This is a genomic window from Herbaspirillum sp. Sphag64, assembly GCF_014192645.1.
Taxonomy (GTDB): Bacteria; Pseudomonadota; Gammaproteobacteria; order Burkholderiales; family Burkholderiaceae_D; genus Herbaspirillum.
Genome location: NZ_JACHYE010000002.1, coordinates 49,542 through 69,647 on the forward strand (window position 1 = coordinate 49,542; position 20,106 = coordinate 69,647).

17 protein-coding genes are annotated in these 20,106 nt (G+C 56.7%); 10 read left to right on the plus strand and 7 right to left on the minus strand.

Features of this window, described 5'->3' with window-relative positions; translation table 11 throughout:
* Positions 1-8: 8 nt before the first annotated feature.
* The 3 genes from FHW66_RS05230 to FHW66_RS05240 are packed head-to-tail and all read right to left on the minus strand — an operon-like array spanning position 9 to position 3,884.
* Positions 9-1,910, minus strand: coding sequence for a dipeptide ABC transporter ATP-binding protein (locus FHW66_RS05230; RefSeq protein WP_183378717.1), 1,902 nt, complete (start codon positions 1,908-1,910; stop codon positions 9-11).
* Positions 1,911-1,920: 10 nt separating this feature from the next.
* Positions 1,921-2,922: an isoaspartyl peptidase/L-asparaginase family protein gene (locus tag FHW66_RS05235; protein WP_183378718.1), complete on the minus strand. Its 1,002-nt coding sequence runs from the start codon at positions 2,920-2,922 to the stop codon at positions 1,921-1,923.
* Positions 2,919-3,884 (minus strand): MurR/RpiR family transcriptional regulator, encoded by a 966-nt coding sequence (locus FHW66_RS05240; protein ID WP_183378719.1) that lies wholly within the window; start codon positions 3,882-3,884, stop codon positions 2,919-2,921. The genes FHW66_RS05235 and FHW66_RS05240 overlap by 4 nt, the downstream gene beginning before the upstream one ends.
* A 358-nt stretch (positions 3,885-4,242) precedes the next feature.
* On the opposite strand from FHW66_RS05240, the gene FHW66_RS05245 reads away from it, so the two are divergent.
* From FHW66_RS05245 to parC, 9 genes are all read left to right on the plus strand, one after another.
* Positions 4,243-4,425 carry a type II toxin-antitoxin system RelE/ParE family toxin gene (locus FHW66_RS05245; protein WP_370543409.1) on the plus strand — a complete coding sequence of 61 codons (183 nt, stop codon included), beginning with the start codon at positions 4,243-4,245 and terminating at the stop codon, positions 4,423-4,425.
* 105 nt (positions 4,426-4,530) lie between these two features.
* The gene (locus tag FHW66_RS05250) at positions 4,531-4,884 is read left to right on the plus strand and encodes a HigA family addiction module antitoxin (protein ID WP_183379066.1); all 354 of its coding nucleotides are present in this window, start codon (positions 4,531-4,533) and stop codon (positions 4,882-4,884) included.
* Positions 4,885-4,953: 69 nt separating this feature from the next.
* The gene (locus FHW66_RS05255; protein ID WP_183378720.1) at positions 4,954-6,315 is read left to right on the plus strand and encodes an amidase; all 1,362 of its coding nucleotides are present in this window, start codon (positions 4,954-4,956) and stop codon (positions 6,313-6,315) included.
* Positions 6,316-6,389: 74 nt separating this feature from the next.
* Positions 6,390-7,175: an energy-coupling factor ABC transporter ATP-binding protein gene (locus tag FHW66_RS05260; protein WP_183378721.1), complete on the plus strand. Its 786-nt coding sequence runs from the start codon at positions 6,390-6,392 to the stop codon at positions 7,173-7,175.
* Complete coding sequence (locus FHW66_RS05265) at positions 7,168-7,761, plus strand: energy-coupling factor transporter transmembrane protein EcfT (protein ID WP_183378722.1); 594 nt, start codon at positions 7,168-7,170, stop codon at positions 7,759-7,761. Before FHW66_RS05260 ends, FHW66_RS05265 begins: the two co-directional genes overlap by 8 nt.
* A gap of 30 nt (positions 7,762-7,791) precedes the next feature.
* Complete coding sequence (locus FHW66_RS05270; protein ID WP_183378723.1) at positions 7,792-8,370, plus strand: biotin transporter BioY; 579 nt, start codon at positions 7,792-7,794, stop codon at positions 8,368-8,370.
* 279 nt (positions 8,371-8,649) lie between these two features.
* Complete coding sequence (locus tag FHW66_RS05275; protein ID WP_183378724.1) at positions 8,650-10,887, plus strand: NADP-dependent isocitrate dehydrogenase; 2,238 nt, start codon at positions 8,650-8,652, stop codon at positions 10,885-10,887.
* Between the two features lie 252 nt (positions 10,888-11,139).
* Complete coding sequence (locus FHW66_RS05280) at positions 11,140-13,128, plus strand: DNA topoisomerase IV subunit B (protein ID WP_183378725.1); 1,989 nt, start codon at positions 11,140-11,142, stop codon at positions 13,126-13,128.
* Positions 13,129-13,300: 172 nt separating this feature from the next.
* Positions 13,301-15,610: a DNA topoisomerase IV subunit A gene (gene parC / locus FHW66_RS05285; protein WP_183378726.1), complete on the plus strand. Its 2,310-nt coding sequence runs from the start codon at positions 13,301-13,303 to the stop codon at positions 15,608-15,610.
* A 106-nt stretch (positions 15,611-15,716) separates the two neighbouring features.
* On the opposite strand, the gene FHW66_RS05290 is transcribed toward parC, so the two are convergent.
* From FHW66_RS05290 to FHW66_RS05300, 3 genes are all read right to left on the minus strand, one after another.
* On the minus strand, positions 15,717-16,358 hold the full coding sequence (locus FHW66_RS05290) for a carbonic anhydrase (RefSeq protein ID WP_255458831.1): 642 nt from the start codon (positions 16,356-16,358) through the stop codon (positions 15,717-15,719).
* Positions 16,359-16,733: 375 nt separating this feature from the next.
* Positions 16,734-17,186, minus strand: coding sequence for an Hsp20 family protein (locus FHW66_RS05295; RefSeq protein ID WP_183378728.1), 453 nt, complete (start codon positions 17,184-17,186; stop codon positions 16,734-16,736).
* A 161-nt stretch (positions 17,187-17,347) separates the two neighbouring features.
* A complete protein-coding gene (locus FHW66_RS05300) occupies positions 17,348-18,211 on the minus strand; it encodes a LysR family transcriptional regulator (RefSeq protein WP_183378729.1) in 864 nt (287 codons plus the stop codon).
* A 157-nt stretch (positions 18,212-18,368) separates the two neighbouring features.
* Here FHW66_RS05300 and FHW66_RS05305 point away from each other — a divergent pair, with 157 nt between their 5' ends.
* Positions 18,369-18,752 carry a tautomerase family protein gene (locus tag FHW66_RS05305; protein WP_183378730.1) on the plus strand — a complete coding sequence of 128 codons (384 nt, stop codon included), beginning with the start codon at positions 18,369-18,371 and terminating at the stop codon, positions 18,750-18,752.
* A gap of 86 nt (positions 18,753-18,838) precedes the next feature.
* Here the strand turns inward: FHW66_RS05305 and FHW66_RS05310 are convergent, their stop codons facing one another.
* Positions 18,839-20,032: a PLP-dependent aminotransferase family protein gene (locus tag FHW66_RS05310; protein ID WP_183378731.1), complete on the minus strand. Its 1,194-nt coding sequence runs from the start codon at positions 20,030-20,032 to the stop codon at positions 18,839-18,841.
* Between the last annotated feature and the right edge of the window lie 74 nt (positions 20,033-20,106).

A 20,106-nucleotide genomic window follows, 5' to 3' on the forward strand; every position in this document is an offset into this window, starting at 1 on the left:
AATGTATCTTAGAACTGCCCTGCTACGCGGTGCGTTGCCACATAGTGACCAGGACCAACCTGCTGCAAAGGTGCAACGACCGGTTCATCGCCAATGGCGCGAATCGGACTTGGAATCTGACCTGCGAGCTCCTCCGCACGGGCCTGCTTCAGGTGGCGCAAGGCCGGGTCAGCAATCGGTACCGCCGACATCAGCTTGCGGGTATAGGGATGCTGCGGGTTTTCAAAGATCGCGCGGCGCGGACCGATCTCGACGATCTGTCCCAGATACATCACAGCGACGCGATGGCTGATCCGTTCCACCACCGCCATATCGTGCGAAATGAAGATGAAGGAAATCCCCAGCTCGGCCTGCAGGTCCAACATCAGGTTGACGATCTGGGCTTGAATCGACACGTCCAGTGCGGAGACCGATTCATCGGCAATCACGATTTTGGGATTCAGAGCCAGCGCCCGTGCGATACAGATACGTTGGCGCTGACCACCAGAGAATTCGTGCGGATAACGCTGTGCATGTTCAGGCAACAAACCGACCCGGGTCAGCAAGGCATCCACCCGTTCCTGCGCGCCTTCCTTCATCCCATGGACCAGCAACGGCTCCATGATGGAATAACCGACTGTCATGCGCGGGTCCAGCGAAGCAAACGGATCCTGAAAAATGAACTGAATATCGCGACGCAGATGGCGCAATTCCTCACGCGGTAAGTCGGCCAGATTACGGCCACCGAACTCAACCTTCCCACCGCTGATCTCGACCAGACGCAGGAGCGAACGCCCGGTTGTGGATTTACCGCAGCCAGATTCACCGACGATGGCGAGGGTTTCACCGGGATAGAGATCAAAGCTAACCTTTTCGACGGCATGGACGCGCTGTTTAACGCGTCCCAGCAGACCACTCTTGACGTCAAAACGTGTCGTCAGATCACGCACTTTGAGGATAGGCTCAGCCGCCGATGGCAGCTTTGCCGGCACGCCGGATTCGGCTGGCGTCGTTGTCTCCGCCGCAATTCCGAAGCGTTGTGGCAAATCGGTACCACGCATGGCACCGAGCCTCGGCACCGCAGCCAACAGCGACTGGGTGTAGGCATGCGTCGGCGCCGCAAAGATCGGACCAACCTGGTTTTCTTCCACTTTCTCGCCGCGACACATCACCACTACCCGGTCGGCGATTTCAGCGACCACGCCCATGTCGTGGGTGATGAACATCACACCCATGTGCATTTCTTCCTGCAGGGAGCGAATCAATTGCAGAATCTGCGCCTGAATCGTCACATCCAGTGCCGTCGTGGGTTCGTCGGCAATCAGCAGCGATGGCTTGCAAGACAGGGCCATCGCAATCATCACGCGTTGTCGCATGCCACCTGACAACTGGTGTGGATGTCGATCCAGCACGCGCCGGGCTTCAGGAATACGCACCAGCTCCAGCATACGCAAGGCTTCAGCACGGGCGGCGCTGTGACTCTTGCGCTGATGCAGGCGAATCGACTCGGCAATTTGCTCACCAACGGTGAAAACCGGATTGAGCGAAGTCATCGGCTCCTGGAAAATCATCGCAACCTCAGCACCGCGGATGCTGCGCATGGTGGCCTGCGAGGCATTGACCAGATCCAGACTGCTGCCATCGCGCCGCTGGAACTGCATGCTGCCGGAGGCGATACGGCCACCGCCATGTTCGATCAGGCGCATGATTGCCAGCGACGATACAGACTTGCCCGATCCGGACTCACCGACAATGGCCAGTGTCTTGCCCTGGTCAACATGGAATGACAGGTCGCGCACCACATCAACGCCGTGCTCACCATGGCCGAAGCGCACACTAAGTTTTTCTACCGTCAACACCCGTTGAGCAGCGTTGGTAGCGTTAGCAATAGCGGCAGTTGGTTCCTGCGGAGAATGCTGAGGAGCTTGCATGATCGTCCTATTATCGGTAAATCGCCGTGACTGGCGTGTCGCTGCCGCGGGCATAGCCGCGGTACATGCCTTCGGTATTAAATGGCAACGCCAGATTGCCTTGTGCATCCACGGCGATGAGGCCACCACGTCCTTCATAGGCAGGCAAGAGCTGCATCACCACCTGCTCGGCAGCCTGCTCCAGACTGGCACCGGCGTAGGCCATGCGCGCCGCAACGTCATAGGCGGCCACAGTACGCATGAAGACTTCTCCGGTACCCGTCGTCGATACCGCTGCGGTGGCGTTGGCGGCGTAGCAGCCGGCACCGATCAATGGTGTATCGCCTACCCGGCCGACCTGCTTGTTGGTCATGCCACCAGTGGAAGTTGCCGCCGCCAGGTTGCCGTGCCTGTCCAGCGCCACGGCACCAACCGTGCCGAACTTGCTGTCAGGATCGATTGGCTCAACCGGTGCTGCGGACGCTGCCTGATGTGCGGACTCCCGGAAAATCAACGCAGCCCCATCGTGATCGAGCGCACCGGCCTGACCATTGCCTTGTGCCAGCACCCGCTGCCATTGGGCATAGCGTGCTTCGGTATGAAAATAGTCTGGCGTCACCGGCGCTAATCCCTGCTCCCTGGCAAACGTCTCGGCTCCGCTTCCAGCCAGCAAAACGTGTGCGCTGTGCGTCATCACCGCGCGTGCAGCCACGATTGGGTTGCGAATAGTCGTCACATTGGCCACTGCACCGGCGCCCAATGTGGCACCGTCCATGATGGCGGCATCAAGCTCGTGGGTACCGCTGCGGGTGTAGACCGAGCCTTTTCCGGCATTGAACAAGGGGCAATCTTCGAGCAGTCGTACTGCTTCAGTGACGGCGTCGAGGGCCGAACCACCCTTGGTCAGGATGGTTTGTGCTGCTACCAGAATCTCTTGCAGGGCAGCATGGTATTTCTTTTCGTCAGCTGCGCTCAGGTCGGCACGGGTAATCGTCCCGGCACCACCATGAATGGCAATCAGGGGAAGCGTCATGATGTTTTTTTCCTTGTGGCTGTCTTAGGGGGAATACGCTGCCTTTTTCCGGAGACAGTTGTGGGTGCAGATGACTGATCTTTCTGGTACAGCCAGGGCAAGACGAATTCGGTCATTTCGGACGCCGCCTCCACAGAGCGCTTGGCGCGATGCGCCACGGCGTCGCAGATAGCCTGGATCAGCACCAGTGCGGCAGCATCCGAGGTCGGTGACATATGGCGCTCAGTAGTGGCATAGATGGTGACCTCGGCCAGCGAAGCCAGCGGCGAATCGGGCGAGTCGGTGAAGGCGATCAGCCTGGCGCCCTTCTCTACCGCACGCTTGGCTAGCCGCACGGTATCAACTACATAGCGTGGATATGCCATGGCGATCACGACATCGCGCGCATCGAGCTTGATGAATTGTCGTGCAGTCTGCGACGCTCCACCTGGCTGCGCCCCCGACAAGACCGTCCGGCAAAACGGCTCAAGTGCATGCGCCATGATCCCGGACAGAAATGCACTTGCACCGAAACCTACAACAAATACCCGATCGGCCTGCAAGATCAGATCCACCACCTGTTCGCAATCGGCTGGCACAAGCGCACGGCGTGTTGCCTCGATATTGTGAATGTCATTACTGAGAGCGTTGGCGATGATTTCCGTCGCACTTGCGCTCTTCTGTACTTCGGTACGCATCTTCTCCACTGGCGCCAGTGACGTAGCGAAGTCAGCCACCAGCGCATTGCGGAAAGGCGCATAACCATCAAACCCGAGCGCATGGGCAAACCTATTTGCAGTCGCCAGCGAAATACCGGCAGCCACTGATAATTCATCAATGGTCATCGTGGCCGCACGAAAGGTGTTGGCCAGCACGTAGTCAGCCGTCTTGCGATGCGACTTTGACAAATGGGGATACAACCTGCCTATCGCATTGGCTACAGCGCCAGCACCCTGCAGTGTTGTGTTGTTCATTTTGAGCATGAATTCTTCGTAAAAACACGAGATCAGAGCCGTAAAAAATGTAAATATATTTTCATTATTTTCAAAAGTAAAGAAAATATTCTTTCAAAAATGAAAAAAAATTTTGTTGCACTGCGATCATGCACCGATGCACTAGAAGTGGAATGTGCCAGGGATGGATGCACCAAAAAAGACGTAGCAATAGCTGAAAAATGATCGTCAATTGCGCCAAAGACCTGTGTGCGTCTCTGCAAATAGAAAGAGAGAATTCTGCCACTCGTCCACTGTCAATCTGATAACGCCGTTCATCTGCAACATAACGCCCGATATTTAACGCAATGCATATAACGTAAAACGTTATAAACTACCGACATCCAATATGATACTGAGCTCCAAATGCAAGGATACCGCTGCGCTTTTTGACAGTCGGCAGGTTCGGAAATTTGTCAATATTCAGGCCATTTCGGAACGCAAACTACCGCTGCTGGATGCCGAAGAAACTCTCGAATTTCTGCGCTCGCCACCGGGTAATCGGCTGGAGGCCCTCAGTGGCAGTTTGTAGTGGCGGTACAGCATTCACATCAATACTCAATAGCGCCTCTGCTTCTCCTGGAGCGATGAAGGAGCTCAACAGGTAGAGATTGTCGATTATCACAAGGAGCACAGCATGACCAAAGCAGCAGGCAAAAAACATCCCCCCATCAGCAAACCAGGTCATAACAACCTGCGTGCGATTCATCCAGGGGAAATTCTGCGCGAAGAGTTTCTCATCCCTGCCAAGCTCTCTGCCAATGCACTAGCCATCGGCTTGCGCGTGCCTGCGACGCGCATCGGCGAGATCATCAATGAACGTCGTAGCATCTCACCTGATACGGCGCTTCGACTGGCGCGCTTCTTTGGCGGTGACGCGCAATCATGGCTTACCCTGCAGCAAACCTACGACCTCAAAAAAGCCGAACTGGAACTATGGCCCACCATCGAACGGGAGGTACAACCATTCCAGTTTGCGCAGGTGGACTAAACTGCCGTATCGTTGTTATCCAGAAGACACCTTCCTCGCCTGCATTCTTACATCTCACTCTGCACACCCATGATTACCCGCATCCAACAACATATCAGCGATCTGCACAGCAGCCGCACGAGTGCTACCCAACTGACCGAAGAAGCATTACAGCGCGCCAGTGCAGCGGATGGCGAGGGCAGCCGGGTATTTACCCGGCTCTATCCATCGCAGGCGCGCGCCGCGGCAACAGCAGCAGACGCCCTGCGCCCGGTCGGATTGCTGCGCTCGCCCATCGATGGCCTGCCAGTGTCAATCAAGGACCTGTTTGATGTCGCAGGTGAACCCACACTGGCAGGTTCAGTAGCACTGCGCGAGGCACCACCGGCTACTGAAACAGCCGTGGTCGTGCAGCGCCTGAACAACGCTGGCGCATCCATTATCGGCCGCACCAACATGACCGAATTCGCCTATTCCGGGCTAGGCATCAATCCGCATTACGGTACGCCACGCAATCCCTGGCAGCGCGAGCTTGACGGTGGTCGCATTCCAGGCGGCTCATCCTCTGGCGCCGCCATTTCGGTTACCGATGGCATGGCGGTAGCGGGAGTGGGCTCGGACACCGGTGGCTCGATTCGCATCCCTGCTGCGCTCACGGGCATTACCGGTTTCAAGCCGACCGCACGGCGCGTTCCTGTCCACGGTGTCTTGCCGCTGTCAGAAAATCTGGATTCAATTGGCGCCATGGCTCCGACCGTGATGTGCTGTGCCATCATGGATGCGGTCCTGGCCGGAGAAACTTTTATCCCGCCTGCCATCACGTCGCTGCGCGGTCTGCGCCTGCTGCTGCCGACCAACATCGTGCTCGATGCCATGGATGCAGAGGTTGCCGCCGCATTCCAGCGCAGTTTGACGCGTCTGTCGGCAGCGGGTGTCCTGATCATTGAACAAACACTTCCTGCGCTGGGAGAATTGGCGGCAATCAACGCCAAGGGTGGCTTTAGCGCAGCCGAGGCCTGGGCCTGGCATCGGGAGCTGATTGCACGCGCCGAGTCAGCCTACGACCCTCGGGTGATCTCCCGCATCCTGCGCGGCAGGGAAATAAGTGCAGCCGATCTGCTTGATATCATGCACAGCCGTCGCCGCTGGATGGCAACCGTCACGCAACAGCTCGACGGCTTCGACGCGCTGATCATGCCCACGGTCCCTATCGTGGCACCAAAAATTCGCGACCTGTTGGCCAGCGATGAGGCCTATTTTGCCGCCAACGCTCTGATGCTGCGCAACCCCAGCATCATTAACTTCCTGGATGGCTGCGCCATTTCCCTGCCCTGCCACGATGCCGGCAATGGTGAAGCCCCGGTCGGTCTAAGTCTGGCGGCGTCCGGCGGCAATGACCATCGACTGCTTTCGATTGCGCTCGCGGTGGAAACAGGACTACGGCAGGCCTGAACCTGCCAGCACTGAAAGGGCATGACATATAATGGCGCCCCGGCGCGTACCCAGCGCCGCTGCTGCCTCTGACCATGACCTTGCCAACGCCCACATCAACCATCCATGCGATCGATGACGCATCCTCCAACTTGTCCACTGGACTGGTTCTGGATGCCGTCACTCTCAAGCGTGGCGATCAGCCGATCTTTAACGATCTGAGTCTGCACCTGACGCAATCTAGGATCGGCATCATTGGCGACAACGGCGCCGGCAAGAGCAGTCTGTTTCGCCTGATCAGTGCCCTGGAACAACCCCAATCGGGACGAGTAACGGTGCATGGACTGGATACGGCGCGCCCGGAGCAACGCCGGCAATTGCCGCGACAGGTCGGCCTGATGTTCCAGAATCCGGATGACCAGATCATCTTCCCCACCGTGCTTGAAGAGCTGGCCTTCAGCCTGACGGCGCTCGGTGAGGAGCGCCGCGCCGCCCGTGCACAGGCATTGCAGTTCCTGCAGCGACGCGGGCTGGCAAGCTGGGCTGAGCGCGCCATCGGCGAACTGAGTCAGGGCCAGCGTCAGCAGGTTTGTCTGATGGCTCTGCATATCACGCAACCGACAACACTGTTACTGGACGAGCCCTATTCCAGCCTCGACCTGCCGAGCCAATACCGGTTATCGGCGCAAATCAAGGCCAGCACCCAGCAGATTCTCCTGTCGACCCATCTACTGGAGCACGTGCGCGACTTTGAGCGTGTCATCTGGATCGACCGTGGACAGCTCCGCGGTGATGGTCCCGGATCTGAAATATGTGCGGCTTATGCGGAAGATGTCCGCACCCGCAGCCTGACTGCCAGCGAACCGGCCACCGATGCTTAGTCTCTACCTGACCCGCCGTACCTGGCTGCACGCGCTGCCAGCCTGGAGCAAGCTGCTGGCCCTGTCGCTGGCAGGCACTGCGTTGGTAATGGTCAGTTCACTATCGAGTATGGGATTGATCGGTGCGCTGGTCACGCTACTCTATTGCTCGCTGGGTCGGGCAGCCTGGCGTCAATGGCGCATGTTGCGTGGCTTGCTGGTCGCGGCGCTGCTGATCATCGGCTTTCACTGGTGGATCGGCGACCCGGCCATCGGGCTGCTCACCGCACTGCGACTCATGGCCGCGACCATGCTGGCCTTGATGCTGACACTGACCACCCGTTTCGACGATCTGCTGCAGGTACTTGAAACGCTTCTTTCGCCTTTGCGACGGCTGGGTGTGCCAACCGAGCGAATCGCTCTCGGGATTGGTCTGATGCTGCGTTTCGCTGAAAATTTCACTGTCCAATGGCAACGACTGGATGACGCTCACAGGGCGCGCGGTGGTCGCAGCAGCAGCTGGCGACTACTGGCACCCTTAGCCGTGCGAGCGCTACAAAGTGCCGAGCGTGTGGCCGATGCACTGGCAGCGCGACTCGGGCATTAATTTTATTTTTCACTTTCAGGCAAGATACCGATGAACCGCACCGCCTCCCTGACTTCTACCCGCTCACTCTCCTATATTGCGCTGTTTGCTGCCGTGATGGCCGCATTCGGCCTGATCCCCAAAATCGATATGCCCTTCGGTGTGCCCATTACACTGCAATCGCTGGGTGTGATGCTGGCTGGTTGCCTGCTAGGCCCGCGCCGCGGCTTCCTGACCCTGCTGCTGTTTTTGACGGCGGTCGCGCTGGGCCTGCCCCTGCTGACTTCAGGTCGCGGCGGACTGGCCGTTTTTGTTGCCCCGTCTGCAGGTTTTTTGCTCGGCTGGCTGGTCGGTGCCTGGGTCTGCGGACTGTGCATGCGGCGCATGGCGCGGGCACGAGGCAAGGCACTGCTGGTTGCGGCCTTCGTCTCTTCGGTCATCGGCGGTATCGTGGTGGTTTACCTGTTCGGGATCGTTGGCCTGATGCTGGCAGCGCACATGGGCTTTGCCCAGGCAGCACTGGCAGTACTGGTATTCATCCCCGGCGATCTTGTCAAATGTGCAATTTGCGCTATTCTGGTCAATAGCGTGGTCCGTGCCATGCCAAGCTGGCGTCTCGACCGGGACTGATCATTTCGGTAGCGCGTTCTGCGCTACCAATCAATTTCCCAAAAACAATAAAAATCCCACTGCACTCTCGGTGCAATGGGATATGGCCCTTTTGCAGCCTGAATTGATCGTTTTTATTATCAAAAAGACAATTTTAAGCATCAAAATTTCTTATTACGGGCTAGTTTTTCACGAAATGCCCTCCCATATTATAAAATTGCAACGGAGCCGCATCAGTTTCGTGACAGGAAGCGCCATTACAATGAGGCAGGACAGTCAACTAACCGCAAGGACAATATCGTGACCGCAGATAAATCAACCATCATCTATACGCTTACCGACGAGGCGCCGCTGCTGGCGACGTACTCCTTACTCCCAATCATCCGCACCTTTACCGCACCGGCGGGCGTGAACGTGGTCGAGAGCGATATTTCGGTGGCGGCACGGATTTTGGCCGAATTTCCAGAATTCCTGAATGATGACCAAAAAGTCCCTGACAACCTGGCTGCGCTGGGCGCACTGACTCAGGATCCCAACGCCAACATCATCAAGCTGCCAAACATCAGCGCCTCCGTACCGCAGCTGCAAGCTGCCATCCGTGAACTGCAATCGCGCGGTTACAAGATTCCTGACCTGCCAGAAGATCCAAAGACTGACGCTGACAAAGACATCCTCAAACGCTACTCCAAGGTACTCGGCAGCGCCGTCAACCCAGTGCTGCGTGAAGGTAACTCGGACCGCCGTGCACCAGCCTCCATCAAGCGTTATGCACGCAAGCACCCACACAGCATGGGCGAATGGAGCATGGCATCGCGCACCCACGTTGCCCACATGAAACATGGCGACTTCTACCATGGCGAAAAGTCGATGACGCTGGAAGCGGCACGCGACGTCAAGATGGAACTGGTCACCAAGAGCGGCAAGGCGATCGTGCTCAAGCCAAAGGTCGCGCTGCAGGCTGGCGAAATCATCGACAGCATGTTCATGAGCAAGAAGGCACTGTGCGACTTCTACGAAGAACAGTTCGAAGATGCACGCAAGACCGGCATCATGCTGTCGTTGCACGTCAAGGCAACCATGATGAAGGTGTCCCACCCGATCGTCTTCGGTCACGCCGTCAAGATTTTCTACAAGGAAGCGTTTGCCAAGCACGGCAAGCTGTTCGATGAACTGGGCGTGAACGTCAACAATGGTCTGGTCAATCTGTACGAAAAGATTGATACCCTGCCGTCGTCCAAGAAGGAAGAAATCATCCGTGACCTGCACGCCTGTCACGAACATCGTCCTTCGCTGGCGATGGTTGATTCGGCCAAGGGCATTTCCAACCTGCACGCACCAAACGATGTGATCGTTGACGCCTCGATGCCTGCGATGATCCGTATCGGCGGCAAGATGTGGGATGCTAACGGCAAGCCACAAGATACCAAGGCGCTGATTCCAGAAAGCACTTTTGCCCGTATTTATCAGGAAATCATCAACTTCTGCAAAACCAACGGCAACTTCGACCCAACCACCATGGGCACCGTGCCAAACGTTGGCCTGATGGCGCAAAAGGCGGAAGAATACGGTTCACATGACAAGACCTTTGAAATCGCTGAAGACGGCGTAGCCAACATCGTTGACCTGGCAACTGGCGAAGTGCTGCTGTCGCAAAACGTCGAAGCGGGCGATATCTGGCGTATGTGCCAGGTCAAGGATGCGCCGATCCGTGACTGGGTCAAGCTGGCCGTCACCCGCGCCCGCAACTCCGGCATGCCTGCCGTGTTCTGGCTGGACCCATACCGTCCACACGAAGCGGAACTGATCAAGAAGGTACAAACCTACCTGAAAGATCACGACACAACCGGCCTGGACATCGAAATCATGTCGCAAGTACGCGCCATGCGTTACACCCTGGAACGCGTGATTCGCGGTCTGGACACCATCTCGGTGACCGGTAACATCCTGCGCGACTACCTGACTGACCTGTTCCCGATCATGGAACTGGGCACCAGCGCCAAGATGCTGTCGATCGTGCCACTGATGGCCGGTGGCGGCATGTACGAAACCGGTGCCGGCGGCTCCGCACCGAAGCACGTCAAGCAGCTGGTGGAAGAAAACCATCTGCGCTGGGACTCGCTGGGTGAATTCCTGGCACTGGCCGTGTCGCTGGAAGACATGGGCATCAAGAATGGTAACAACAAGGCCAAGGTACTGGCCAAGACGCTCGATGATGCGACCGGCAAGCTGCTCGACAACAACAAGTCGCCTTCCCCGAAGACCGGCGAGCTGGACAACCGTGGCAGCCATTTCTACCTGGCGATGTACTGGGCACAGGAACTGGCAGCACAAAAGGATGACGCGGAACTGGCAGCCAAGTTTGCGCCACTGGCAAAGACACTGACCGAGAACGAGCAAAAGATCGCTGCCGAACTTAAGGCAGTGCAAGGTCAGCCGGTGGAAATCGGCGGCTACTACCTGGCCGATGCGGCCAAAGTCAGCGCAGTGATGCGTCCAAGCGCCACCCTCAATGCTGCACTGAAGTCGGTAGCGGGCTAAAACCTGGCAGCCGGGGCGTATTCAAGCTGCCCCGGTTGCCTGAAGCCTGAAGCATTGTTGCCAGCAAGACCAGACAAGGCGGATCTGCACCGGTTGCAGATCCGCCTTGTTGCATCTGAGGCCTGCTTTACCATCGATTTAGTCAAGCAAGTTCAGACCAAACCTCCTGCCATCGGCGATTTTTCATTAGAATGCGCGTAGACAGTTTTTTGCGGCCATTCTGGCCGCTCACCTGATTCGATCCTCATCTGCATGGCAACCAAAAAAACCACTCCGTCCGATTACAGTGAATCCTCCATCCGCGTCCTCAAAGGACTGGAACCGGTCAAACAGCGCCCGGGGATGTATACCCGCACTGAAAACCCGCTGCATATCCTGCAGGAAGTCATCGACAATGCCTCCGATGAAGCACTTGGCGGCCACGGCAAGAACATCCTGGTCACGCTCAATGCCGACGGCAGCATCAGCGTTGAAGATGATGGCCGCGGCATTCCCGTTGGCCTGCATCCGGAAGAAAAGGTCCCAACGGTCGAAATCGTCTTCACCCGCCTGCATGCCGGCGGTAAATTCGACAAGGGTAGCGGCGGTGCTTACGCGTTCTCGGGTGGTTTGCACGGCGTCGGTGTTTCGGTCACCAATGCCCTCGCCTCCCGTCTGGAGATCACGGTATGGCGCGAAGCTGGCGTACACAATCTGGCCTTTGCCGATGGCGATCTGATCGAAAAGCTGCAATCGCGCCCAATGACCCGCGAGGACAAGAAGTCCGGTACCCGCGTGACTGTCTGGCCGAATCCCAAATACTTCGATTCCCCCAATATTTCGCAACAGGAACTGCAACGCCTGCTGCGCTCCAAGGCTGTACTGTTGCCGGGTGTCAAGGTCTCGCTGGCTAATGCCAAGACCGGCGACGTCCAAAGCTGGCAATACGACCAGGGCTTGCGCGGCTATCTGCTGGAGTCGTTGGCGCAATCAACCAGCGCCGAACCGCTGATTCCCCTGTTTGAAGGCGAGCAATATGCCGGCACCGACAACGATGGCTTTGCCGAAGGCGAAGGTGCAGCCTGGGTTGTGGCATGGACCGAAGAAGGCAACGTAGTGCGCGAATCCTACGTCAACCTGATCCCAACCTCCGCCGGCGGTACGCATGAGTCCGGCTTGCGTGAAGGCTTGTTTGGCGCCGTCAAGAGCTTCGTTGAAATGCACTCGCTGCTACCCAAGGGCGTCAAGCTGCTCCCGGAAGACGTGTTTGCGCGGGTCTCCTTCGTACTCTCGGCCAAGGTGCTGGATCCACAGTTCCAGGGCCAGATCAAAGAACGCCTCAATTCACGCGACGCGGTACGACTGGTTTCAACCTTCTCCCGGCCGGCGCTGGAGTTGTGGCTTAACCAGCATGTCGAATACGGCAAAAAGCTCGCCGATCTGGTCATCAAGCAGGCTCAAAGCCGCCTGCGCTCGGCACAAAAGGTCGAGAAAAAGAAATCTTCCGGTGTCGCCGTGCTGCCCGGCAAGCTGACCGATTGCGAGTCCAACGATATCACCCGCAACGAACTATTCCTGGTCGAGGGAGATTCGGCGGGTGGTTCCGCCAAGATGGGGCGAGACAAGGAGTTTCAGGCCATTCTGCCGTTGCGCGGCAAGGTCTTGAACGCCTGGGAAACCGAACGCGACCGCCTGTTTGCCAACAATGAAATTCATGACATTGCGGTTGCCATCGGTGTTGATCCGCATGGCAATCATGACAATCCAGACCTGTCCGGCCTGCGCTATGGCAAGATCTGCATCCTCTCCGATGCGGACGTTGACGGCTCGCACATTCAGGTCTTGCTGCTGACACTGTTCTTCAAGCATTTCCCCAAGCTCATTGACCACGGCCACATCTGCATCGCCCGACCACCGCTGTATCGGGTGGATGCCCCGGCACGCGGCAAGAAACCGGTGCAAAAACTGTATGCGCTTGATGACGGCGAGTTGGAGGCAATTGAAGACAAACTGCGCAAGGAAGGCCTCAAGGAAGGTGCCTGGAGCATCTCCCGCTTCAAAGGTCTGGGTGAAATGAATGCTGAACAGCTCTGGGAAACCACCATGAACCCGGATACCCGTCGCCTGTTACCGGTGGCGCTGGGCGAGTTCGACCATGATGCCTCCCAGGCGCGTTTCACAATGCTCATGGGCAAAGGAGAAGCCTCATCCCGCCGTGCCTGGATTGAGGAGCATGGTAATGAAGCAGAGGCAGATATCTAGCGAGATCGAGAACGGGATGCTCGCTGCGTTGCTGCCGACTTGCAGTACTTGCGTACCATCTGCGTCAGCGCCTTGCTAGCGGCCCGTTCTCGACCTCGCTGTCTTTTTTGAAATTGCGACTGGCTGCGCCGTCGCGCCGTATTCAACTGAACTGTAATCGCAAGCGATACCCATGACTGAACAAGCCAACCTGTTTGAAACCGCACCACCGCCAGACGGTGAAGCGCTAACGCTATCGACCTTTGCCGAACGCGCCTACCTCGACTACGCCATCTCGGTGGTCAAGGGGCGCGCCCTGCCGGATGTGGCCGATGGTCAGAAGCCGGTACAGCGCCGTATCCTGTTTGCCATGAACGAGCTGGGCCTGAACGCTACCGCCAAGCCACGCAAGTCCGCGGCAGTGGTCGGTGATGTGCTGGGTAAGCTGCATCCCCATGGTGACCAGTCCGTGTACGACGCGCTGGTGCGTATGGCCCAGGATTTCTCGCTGCGCTATCCCTTGATCGATGGTCAGGGCAACTTTGGCTCGCGCGATGGCGACGGTGCAGCAGCGATGCGCTACACCGAAGCACGCCTGACGCCGATCAGCAAACTGCTGCTTGATGAAATCGACATGGGTACGGTCGATTTCCAGCCTAACTACGATGGCTCAACCGAAGAACCGAAGCTGCTGCCGGCACGTCTGCCGTTCCTGCTGCTCAATGGTGCCTCCGGTATTGCAGTCGGTATGGCGACGGAAATTCCTTCGCACAATCTGCAGGAAGTTGCGCGCGCCGCAGTCGCCATGATCCGCAATCCACAGATCAGCCATGCTGAATTGATGACCTATATCACCGGCCCGGATTTCCCCGGTGGTGGCCAGATCATCACACCACAGTCAACCATTGCCGAGATGTACCAAAGTGGACGCGGCAGCCTCAAGGTGCGTGCACGCTGGAAGATCGAAGATCTGGCACGCGGTCAGTGGCAAGCGGTCATTACCGAACTGCCACCGGGCGTCTCGTCGCAAAAGGTGCTGGAAGAAATCGAGGAACTGACCAATCCCAAGGTCAAACTCGGCAAGAAGACACTCACGCCCGAACAGCAGGTCCAGAAGCAAAGCATTCTGGCGCTGCTCGATGCGGTACGCGACGAATCCGGTCGCGAAGCACCGGTACGACTGGTGTTCGAACCAAAGTCCAAGAATCAGGACCAGACCGAGTTCATGAACACCCTGCTGGCCCATACCTCACTGGAAACCAGTTCCTCGATCAATCTGGTCATGATCGGTGGCGATGGTCGTCCACGTCAAAAGGGACTGGGCGACATTCTTGGTGAGTGGATCAGCTTCCGCTTCGAGACCATCACCCGTCGTAGCCGCTTCCGTCTGCAAAAGGTAGATGACCGTATCCATATTCTGGAAGGCCGCGAAGCAGTCTTGCTCAATATCGACAAGGTCATCAAGATCATCCGCGAATCCGATGAACCAAAGCCGGCACTGATTGCCGCCTTCAAATTGTCGGATCGTCAGGCCGAAGACATCCTGGAAATCCGTCTGCGCCAACTGGCGCGACTGGAAGCAATCAAGATTCAGCAGGAACTGGCCGAGTTACGCAATGAGAAGGCCAATCTGCAGGATTTGCTGGACAACCCGAATTCGATGAAGAAACTGCTGATCAAGGAAATCGAAGCCGACAACAAGCAGTTTGGCGATGCCCGTCGCACCATCATCGAAGCGGCAGAAAAAGCCGTTGTCGAACAAAAGATCGTCGATGAACCGGTCACGGTCATCATTTCGCAAAAGGGCTGGGTGCGCGCACGTAGCGGTCACGGCCATGATGCCAGCCAATTCACCTTCAAGGCCGGTGATTCCCTGTACGGCGCGTTTGAATGTCGCACGGTCGACAACCTGCTGACCTTTGGCTCCAATGGCAGGATCTACGCAGTCGGCGTCAATGCCTTGCCTAATGCACGCGGGGATGGTGTGCCCATCACGACACTGATCGAACTGGCCAGCGGCAGCAGCCTGCTGCATTATTTTGCCGGCCCGGTCGACACGCCATTGCTGCTGGCCTCGGATGCTGGCTACGGCTTTACCGCCAAGCTGGGTGACATGCTGAGCCGCTTCAAGGGTGGTAAGGCCTTTATCACCGTTGACGAGGGTGACCTACCCTTGCCACCGCGTGTCATCCCGGCTGATGCCAGTGCCATTGCCTGCCTGTCGGCGCAAGGACGACTGCTGGTATTTGGTCTGGATGAAATCAAGAATCTGGCCAGCGGTGGTCGCGGTGTGATTCTGATGGAACTGGAAAAAGACGAGAAATTGCTGGCGGCACAAGCCATCAGTCAAAAGGGGGTGGTCGTCAGTGGTATAGGTCGTGGAGGCAAGGCCCAGGATGTTTCCCTGTCGGCAGCAGCACTGGGACTGCATATTGGTAAACGTGCGCGCAAGGGCAAGGCAATCGAATCGCGACTCAAGCCTGCGGCACTGACGGCACTGTGATCATATCCTCTATCGCGTGACCAGCGTGCTCACGCGACAGAGGATGAAATGGCAGGAGAAAACAACGCTGTTGGCAGTGCAAAGACTGCCAACAGCAGCACCAAACTCAGGTGAGTAACTCCACTCTGCCAGTGCTTAGATTATAGACACCACCGACAATTTTCAGCTTCTTCTCGGCGACCAGCTTGCTCAGCAATGGCGCCGCATGTTTCAGTCGCTCGACATTGAGCAGTACATTTTTGCGCGTTACATTGGCCAATCGGTCACCTGATTCTTTCGCGGTCGCCTTGACTGCCGGTGCAATCGCCGTCGTGATGGTCTGAATATGGCCAGGAAAATCCTGATGCTTTTCAGTGGCAGCGATCGAGGCGACTACCGCGCCGCAACCCTGATGACCGAGCACCATGATCAGCGGTACACCGAGCACCACTGCTGAAAACTCCAGGCTGGGCAGGATGTCGGCTGTCACGTAGTTCCCTGCCACCCGGGTCACAAACAAGTCACCGCGCTGCTCATCGAAACACAACTCTGGCGTAATCCGGGAATCGGCACAACTGACGATGCTGGCGTAAGGGTTTTGCCCATCCACCAATGCAGCACGATCACGCTGAAAATCAAACGGGTGTGAAGCGCCTGTCGCATAGCGTTCATTACCTGCCATCAGGCGAGCAAAAGCAGCTTCCGGTGTCATCACGTTGTCCGGCTTGGGTACTGCAGCAAGCACCTCCCGAGTTGACAGACCTGCCATTGCCAGCCCTGAAACAGAGATTGTCTTGAGAAAATTCCGCTTACTGATCTGATGATCGGAAACCGCTGATTCGTTATCGCATTGCTGGCACATAGTTGCTCTCCTCCCCCACTGCAGAAGCGGGACATCAATCCATCGATTAAATGAAACACGCCATTTATCACAGCGTGGCACAACAGTCGATAAGCCGTCATCGACCGTGCAGTCAATGCTAGGGCAGTACTAATGGAAAAATCGAATCACGCGGAAATCAGAGCTAGACCGACGATGCTGTCGACGCCATCCGTTGCAGATGGCACGTGCAATGCAAACCGCCCACACAGGGTGGGCGGCAATGACTACGAGCTAATTGCTAAACTTGGTGTGACGTTTCGATCAGGCTGCATCACGTTGCAGACGATGGATATTGTCGGCGTTGATTTCGATCTTGCGTGGCTTCAGTGCTTCAGGCACTTCACGTACCAGCTCGATGTTGAGCAAGCCATTTTCCAATTGTGCACCAACCACCTTGATGTGGTTAGCGAGCTGGAAGCGCTGCTCGAAATCACGCGCGGCAATTCCGCGATGCAAGAAGGTGGCGGAGCTTTCTTCCTTCTGCTTGCGACCGATCACCTTGAGTGTGTCGTTCTCGGCTTCGATGTCGATTTCAGCGCTGCTGAAACCAGCTACGGCCATGGTGATCCGGTATTTGTCGTCGGTGACCAGTTCGATGTTGTAAGGCGGGTAACTTGGTTGCGAATCAGCGCGTTGCGCATTATCGAACAATTGTGCCAGACGATCAAAACCGATGGCGGAACGATACAGGGGGGAGAAATCATAAGTACGCATGGCGATATCCTTTCAATAATTAAGCGATATATAAGCGATATAAAAACGCGAACCTCTCTTGAGCATCCGCTGGGGTAGCAACAAAAACATTCGTTATTTACACAGAATTTTTACTGTGTTGTCGCTGCCTTGTTTCCGATATACGGCCATGATTTTTGATTTCAAGAGTTTTTTATTGCGCTCACCAACAACCGCAACACGGCCGACGGTCGGGGCGCATTGACCTCATCGATCTTGCTGTGCAGCATCACTTGTGCCAATGGCAAGTTTGGCAAATCCAACTGTTTGCCAATATCGATCGCTCCCGGTGGACGTACCCTGTAGAGCAAGGCCGAGATGGCGAGACCTGCCGAAATAGCGGCCGCCACCGCATTGACACCACCACCAATGAATACTTCGGCCCAGACAATGCCGGCATCGTCCAGACGACGTACTGCCAGCTCACGGATGGCACAGACCGAGGAAAACATCGCCAGCGGCAGCGGTCGGCCCGGCTGCGGCTGCCAGTGCGGGGCAGCGAACCAGCCCATTTTCTCCACCTGGATCAGTTCACCGTCGTCGCGATCCCCTTCCCTGCGCACGATCACCGCAGCCAGTTCGCCGCGATCGTACATCGCCAGCAGGTCCCGCGAACTGGCGATACGCACCTCCAGTAAAACACCCGGATCAAATGCATTGACCTGCGCCAGCATGGCAGGCAGGCTGGCACCGGCAACGTGGTCACTGATACCCACGGCGAGCCGCTCGCTGGCAACCGTCACCTGCCCCAGCGCTTGCTCATGCGCAATCAGCAAGGCACGTGCTGCGTCCAAAAATTGCAATCCGTCAGCAGATAGCCTTACCAAGCGCGGGCTCCGTTCCAGCAAACGCCGACCGAGACGACTCTCCAGACGTTTCAGCTTGAGGCTGATGGCTGACTGTGTCGTTTGCAGCGCTTCGGCGGCGCGGGTAAAACTTTGCATTTCCGCGACCAGTACGAAGGCCTGTACAGCATCCAGATCGAGGGGGCGCAGTTGAGGTTCCATCGTGAATTTCTCTCACTCATTGATTCATTCATTTTCAAATGAAATTTCTGAAATATTCAGTGATATATTTTTAAAATGATACGCGATGTTTAGGATAAGGCCATACCGTCAATCAACCTATGACGCCATTTGTTTCATTCAATCTGGGAGAAACACCATGCCTTTCGTCCGAGTCCATCTACGCCGCGGCCAAACTCTCGCCTTCCGCCAAGCCATCGCGGAGAATGTCTATGAAGCACTGCGCGAGACCTTCAATGTGCCTGAGGAAGATAAATTCGTCGTGATCGACGAGATTGACCCGGCCAACTTCATCTATAGCAAGTCATATATGAACATCGCCCGCAGCGATGACTTCGTGCTCCTGCAACTGACGGTCAGCAATACCCGAACGGTGGAGCAAAAGAAGGCACTGTTTCAGCGTATCGTGGAGCGGCTGGTCGACAACCCGGGACTGCGGGCGGAAGATATCTTCATCAATCTGGTAGAGGTGCAGAAGGAAAACTGGTCCTTTGGCCTTGGATTGGCACAGTACGAGCTGTAGCGCACCTAAGAGCTGGCAAGCGTCCAATTGAAAACGGCGCACATGGTTGATGTGCGCCGTTTTCGTTAGATCAGAATGAACCCAGGTTACAGCTTGCTGGCGATCAGCTTGCCCAGACGTTCGATACCGACACGGATCTTCTCCGGCGGCACCGTCACAAAGCTCAGACGCAGCGTATTCTTCTGTGGTGCATTGGCGTAGAACGGTGCACCTGGTACGAAGGCGACATGCTGCTCCACCGCTTCCTTGAGCAGCTCGCCGGTGTCGATATGATCTGGCAGCGTCACCCAGATGAACATGCCACCTTCTGGACGGGTCCAGCTGGCGGCTGCCGGGAAGTAGGTCTGCAATGCATCCAGCATGGCCTGACACTGGTCGGCATACAGCTTGCGGATGGTCGGGATATGCTGATCCAGGAAACCATCCTTGATCGCTTCGTAGACCACCATCTGGGTCAACTGCGCGGTGTGCAGATCGGTTGCCTGTTTGGCCTGTTCCATCTTGGCGATCAGCGGCGTTGGTGCCACCACATAGCCCAGACGAATACCTGGTGTGAGGACCTTGGAGAAGGAACCCATGTAAATCACGCCACCTGGATTCATGTTGAGCATCTTCGGCAGCGGATCGTTGCGGTAGCTCAGCGCGCCGTACGGATCATCTTCGATCAGCGGCAAGCCATTGCGGGCGCAGGCCTCAACCAATGCCAGACGACGCTCCAGCGGCAATGTGCGGCCAGTAGGATTCTGGAAGTTCGGCAACGAATACAGCAGACGTGCATCCTTACCAAGAGTATCGACACCAGACGGAATCAAGCCTTGCTCATCGCTAGGCAACGAAACGAATTCGGGACCATACACCGAGAAGGCCTGCAAAGCACCCAGATAGCTCGGTGTTTCGACCAGGACCTTGCTGCCTTCGTCGATCATGACCTTGCCCAGCAGATCGAGACCTTGCTGGGAACCAGAGACCATCAGCACCTGCTCGGGCAGGATCTTGCCATCGCTGGTGGACAAGGAATTAGCCACCCATTCACGCAGTGGACCGTAACCATCGGTCGGGCCGTATTGCAGCGCGATCTTGCCTTGCAGCGATAGCACCTTGTCAAAGGCCGCCTTCATCTGCTCGACCGGGAAGGTCGCTGGCGACGGCAAGCCACCGGCAAAGGAAGTGATTTCCGGGCGCATGGTGATCTTCAGGATTTCCCGGATAGCGGAGCTCTTGAGCTGCTGCGAACGCTTGGAGAAATGCCATTGAAGCGGGTTAGGATTTTCGATTTTCATAGGAACCTGCGAAAAATAGAGGGGCAGTAGACAGATGGGAAGGCGCACGACAGCGCATCCCGATCAATATGACG

Excerpts from the sequence above, each read along its gene's own strand:
- FHW66_RS05230 (WP_183378717.1), bottom strand. The coding sequence starts at position 1,910 with ATGCAAGCTCCTCAGCATTCTCCGCAGGAACCAACTGCCGCTATTGCT.
- FHW66_RS05235 (WP_183378718.1), bottom strand. The coding sequence starts at position 2,922 with ATGACGCTTCCCCTGATTGCCATTCATGGTGGTGCCGGGACGATTACC.
- FHW66_RS05240 (WP_183378719.1), bottom strand. The coding sequence starts at position 3,884 with ATGCTCAAAATGAACAACACAACACTGCAGGGTGCTGGCGCTGTAGCC.
- FHW66_RS05245 (WP_370543409.1), top strand. The coding sequence starts at position 4,243 with ATGATACTGAGCTCCAAATGCAAGGATACCGCTGCGCTTTTTGACAGT.
- FHW66_RS05250 (WP_183379066.1), top strand. The coding sequence starts at position 4,531 with ATGACCAAAGCAGCAGGCAAAAAACATCCCCCCATCAGCAAACCAGGT.
- FHW66_RS05255 (WP_183378720.1), top strand. The coding sequence starts at position 4,954 with ATGATTACCCGCATCCAACAACATATCAGCGATCTGCACAGCAGCCGC.
- FHW66_RS05260 (WP_183378721.1), top strand. The coding sequence starts at position 6,390 with ATGACCTTGCCAACGCCCACATCAACCATCCATGCGATCGATGACGCA.
- FHW66_RS05265 (WP_183378722.1), top strand. The coding sequence starts at position 7,168 with ATGCTTAGTCTCTACCTGACCCGCCGTACCTGGCTGCACGCGCTGCCA.
- FHW66_RS05270 (WP_183378723.1), top strand. The coding sequence starts at position 7,792 with ATGAACCGCACCGCCTCCCTGACTTCTACCCGCTCACTCTCCTATATT.
- FHW66_RS05280 (WP_183378725.1), top strand. The coding sequence starts at position 11,140 with ATGGCAACCAAAAAAACCACTCCGTCCGATTACAGTGAATCCTCCATC.
- parC (WP_183378726.1), top strand. The coding sequence starts at position 13,301 with ATGACTGAACAAGCCAACCTGTTTGAAACCGCACCACCGCCAGACGGT.
- FHW66_RS05290 (WP_255458831.1), bottom strand. The coding sequence starts at position 16,358 with ATGGCAGGTCTGTCAACTCGGGAGGTGCTTGCTGCAGTACCCAAGCCG.
- FHW66_RS05295 (WP_183378728.1), bottom strand. The coding sequence starts at position 17,186 with ATGCGTACTTATGATTTCTCCCCCCTGTATCGTTCCGCCATCGGTTTT.
- FHW66_RS05300 (WP_183378729.1), bottom strand. The coding sequence starts at position 18,211 with ATGGAACCTCAACTGCGCCCCCTCGATCTGGATGCTGTACAGGCCTTC.
- FHW66_RS05305 (WP_183378730.1), top strand. The coding sequence starts at position 18,369 with ATGCCTTTCGTCCGAGTCCATCTACGCCGCGGCCAAACTCTCGCCTTC.
- FHW66_RS05310 (WP_183378731.1), bottom strand. The coding sequence starts at position 20,032 with ATGAAAATCGAAAATCCTAACCCGCTTCAATGGCATTTCTCCAAGCGT.